3 protein-coding genes and 1 tRNA gene are annotated in these 3,795 nt (G+C 59.3%); all 4 read left to right on the top strand.

Annotation, left to right across the window (positions count from 1 at the left end; genetic code table 11):
- Positions 1-267: 267 nt before the first annotated feature.
- Positions 268-1,923, top strand: coding sequence for a hypothetical protein (locus V3W31_07485; protein MEE9614778.1), 1,656 nt, complete (start codon positions 268-270; stop codon positions 1,921-1,923).
- Positions 1,924-2,080: 157 nt separating this feature from the next.
- Positions 2,081-2,157, top strand: a tRNA-Met gene (locus V3W31_07480).
- Between the two features lie 106 nt (positions 2,158-2,263).
- The gene (locus V3W31_07475; protein ID MEE9614777.1) at positions 2,264-3,187 is read left to right on the top strand and encodes a glycosyltransferase family 2 protein; all 924 of its coding nucleotides are present in this window, start codon (positions 2,264-2,266) and stop codon (positions 3,185-3,187) included.
- The coding region (locus tag V3W31_07470) for a cobalamin-dependent protein (GenBank protein MEE9614776.1) at positions 3,153-3,795 on the top strand (643 nt) is incomplete at its 3' end. The genes V3W31_07475 and V3W31_07470, both read left to right, overlap by 35 nt.

Below are 3,795 nucleotides of genomic sequence, written 5' to 3'. Positions count from 1 at the left end.
GCTTATGGCGCTAACCGTGCGGCAGCACCCTGCGGTGGGGCAATTTTCATGACGGCCGCCGGGGTACGAGATACCAGTGCTGTATTGGGCCGCATATGGCGCTAACCGTGCGGCAGCACCCTGCGGTGGGGCAATTTTCATGACGGCCGACGGGGTACGAGATACCAGTGCTGTATTGGGCCGCATATGACATTAACCGTGCGGCAGCACTCTTGACTTAAAAGCGTGGATGTGGTTATATTTCGTATTCTTTTTAGCCTATTTACTATGAAACGCATATATTGGCATATTACAGGCAGGCGGGGGTGGCTCGTATCCCTCTTTTTCGCCGTGTTGTTCGTTCCCTCGACGGGTTGGACCAAGACCTCTTCGGTGGCCGTCCTGCCGTGGGAGCTTAACGCCCCGCCCCGGATGGAGTACGCAAGGAGGGCCGTGGTCGATATGCTCTCCTCGAGGGTGGGCTCTTCCCTGTCGGTGGAGATTGTAAGGACGGACCTGGTGAAGGAGGCCGTGGAGAACTACGCAGGGGGCGGCCTGACCGACGATACCGTCGAGAAGATAGGCAGGGCGCTTGGCGCGGACTACGTGCTCTACGGAAGCCTCACGGCCATAGAGGATTCGATAAGCCTTGACGTGAAGTTCATGGCCGTGGCCGACGGTGCCGTCAGGTCGTTCTTTTCCCGGGACAGGGGCATGGGCTCGATCGTCGGCATGACCGACGCCGCGGCCTCCAAGGTGCTGGCCTCCCTCGGGGAGTTTACGGATACCGCTAATGGCGGCACGTCGTCCGGACCGGCCTATATCGGCAAGTTCAGGGAGAGCGCGCCGGAGAGTGTCGCGGCCAAAGAGCCCTCGGGAGATGATGAAGAGTTCATAATAGTCTCCGGGAAAGAGGAGGCGAAGAAGTTCCTCTGGAGGAGCCGCCACATACAGGGGGCCTTCTTTGCGATGGAGTCGTTGGACCTCGACAACGACGGCGGAAAGGAACTGGTCCTTCTCGGTACGCAGGACCTGCTTATAGCAAGGGTAGGGGAGGACGGGCTCGAGACGATAAAGGAGATAAAGGGGCACGGGGATGTGAGGAACATAGCCGTGGCCGCCTTCGACAGCGACGGCGACGGCGTTATCGAGCTCTACGTCTCAAGGACGAGGGCGGGGCTGGCGGACAGCTTCGTGGTCGAGAGGAGGGACGGCGACTACACGGTAACGGCCTCCGCCATACCCTGGCTTATGAGGGTCATCGGCGCTCAAGGCGGGGAGACGACCCTTATAGGGGCGAGGTTCGAAGCCCAGAAGGGCGGCTTCTCCCGTGCCGTGGATGTGCTTAAGAGGGAGGGGGATGAGGTCGTATCCTCCGGCGACGCCTTCGATATGCCGGAGCTTCCCAACATATACGGCTTCGAGATCTTCGACGTGACGGGCGACGGGCAGGCCGAACTTGTAGCCATCGGCAAGGGGAACTACATAAGGATCTACAGGAGAGACGACGGCCCGTGGAAGGAGTTCTGGAAGAGCCGGGAGCCATACGGAGGCACCCTGAACGCGCTGACGTTCGGCGACGAGGACGCGGAACTCGCGGAAAGGCCCTTCGCCGAGATCGAGGGTAAGTTCCTCCACACGGACCTCGATAGCGACGGCAGGGAAGAGCTCATAATCAAGAGGAATACCCCCGGCGGCATATTCGGCCGCCGCTCGATCAGGGTCATGGAGTTCACGGGCGGAGAGGTGAGGAGCCTTAGCTGGGACGGGGCGTTCCTGGAGGAGAACTGGAGGACCAGGGAGGTGGACGGATACGTCTCGGACTTCGTCATAGACGACATCGACGGCGACGGCTCAAGGGAGATCGTCATGCTGGTCGTCGATGGTATAAAGGCGTTCAAGCTCGACGCTAAGAGTTATATTCTCTCATACACGCTGCCGTAGCCGGAAGTCCCGTTCCCCGTTCGTGGTAGCGTAAGGTATTATTTCTAAATAAGCCTTCTTCATGCCCGATGTCACTGACGGCCGTCATGAAAATTGCCCCACCGCAGGTGGCTCCGATTGAAATTTCAGTTCAGCCCGTGTATAATTGCCCGGATATGGCGGTGTAGCTCAGGTGGCCAGAGCAGGGGTCTCATAAGCCCCGTGCCGGTGGTTCGAGTCCACCCACCGCCACCACCACTCCCTCGTTGCCGCTTTACGCTCGGCTTTCCCGAAAAACCTTTCAGAACCGCCTACATACGTGCTACAATGGCAGCGTTTAAAGCGTGCACGAAAGGAGCTTATGTCCACCGCCGGAGAGCTTTCCGCGACTATAATAGTCCCAGTATTTAACGAGGAAGAGGGGGTGGTTCCGTTCCTTGAGGGGCTCTTGAAGGCGCTTGCCGCCCCGCCCGAAGCCGCGCTTGAGGTTATCGTCGTGGACGACGGCTCCACCGACTCCACCGCGGAAAAGCTCGGGGACCTCAAAGGGATTACCGTGCTCTCCCACAAGCACAACCGGGGGTACGGGGCGGCCTTGAAGACCGGGATACGGCGGAGCGCCCACGACACCATAGTCATAATCGACGCCGACAACTCCTACGACCCGGCCGATATCCTGAAGCTCCTTCCGCATATGGAGAAGAACGACATGGTCGTCGGCCGGAGGCCGGTCGTGCCCGGCGGGCGGGAGTTCATGAGGGAGGCCGCCAAATGGGTGCTCAAAAAAATCGCGAACTTCCTCACGAAAAGGAAGATACCGGACTTGAACAGCGGCCTCCGGGTCATGGACAGGGCCGTGGTCAATAAGTTCATGTACCTCCTGCCGGACGGGTTTTCGTTTACCACCACCATAACCATGGCGATGATGACCAACCACTACCACGTCCGCTTCGAGCCCATCCACTACGGGGCGCGTACCGGCAGCTCCAAGATAAAGCCCGTTTCGGACTTCATGTCTTTCGTTTACCTGATACTCACGACCATGCTCTGCTTCAAGCCCGAGAGGATATTCCTGCCGCTCGCCGTGTTATTCTTCGCCGCCTCGGTATTCGTCCTTTTCGCGAGCTATCTCTTTACGGAAAAAGTCATGGACGTCACCACTGTCCTGCTCTTTGTCTCGGGCTTCCAGTTCATGGTAATCGGCATGCTGGCCGGGCTCATAGTGCAGCTGTCGAAAAGAGGCGCGGACGATGAAGGTCCTCCTGATAAACCCGCCCAGGTTTAACGAGATCATAGGCAACAACCCCGCCATTATCGAAGAGGAGCGCGGCTATAACCCCCCGCTGGGCATCCTGTACGTCGCCGCCTACCTGGAGGAGCACTCCGCCCACGACGTTACGGTAATAGACAGCCAGGTCGAGGAGCTCTCCTACAATGAGCTCGGGGAGAGGATAAGCTCGGCCGGGCCCGACGTCGTCGGTATTACGGCCATGACCATGACGCTTATCGACGTTATGAAGACCGTAGCGCTCGTAAAGGGGATAAGCAAGGATATCCGGGTCGTCCTCGGCGGGCCGCACGTCCACATCTTCCCCGATGAGACGATACGACTCGACGGCGTTGACTACCTGATACTCGGCGAGGGCGAGAGGGTCTTTAAGGAACTCCTGGATCGCATGGACGACGGGCCGCGCCTTAGGGAGGTAAGGGGGCTGGTCTTCAAAGACGGGGGAGGGGGGGGAGAGGGGGGAGAGGTCGTCAATACGGGCACCCCCCCGGTGGTCGAAGAGCTCGACGAGCTGCCCTTTCCGGCCCGCCATCTGGTCGATTACAAAAAATACGGCTCGCTCCTCAGCAAGGGGAACGTAGTCACCACGGTCTTTACGAGCCGCG

The organism is Thermodesulfobacteriota bacterium, from assembly GCA_036482575.1.
GTDB lineage: Bacteria > Desulfobacterota > GWC2-55-46 > GWC2-55-46 > JAUVFY01 > JAZGJJ01.
The sequence above is the reverse complement of the archived record's forward strand: the minus strand, read 5'-3'. Positions and strand labels throughout refer to the sequence as shown.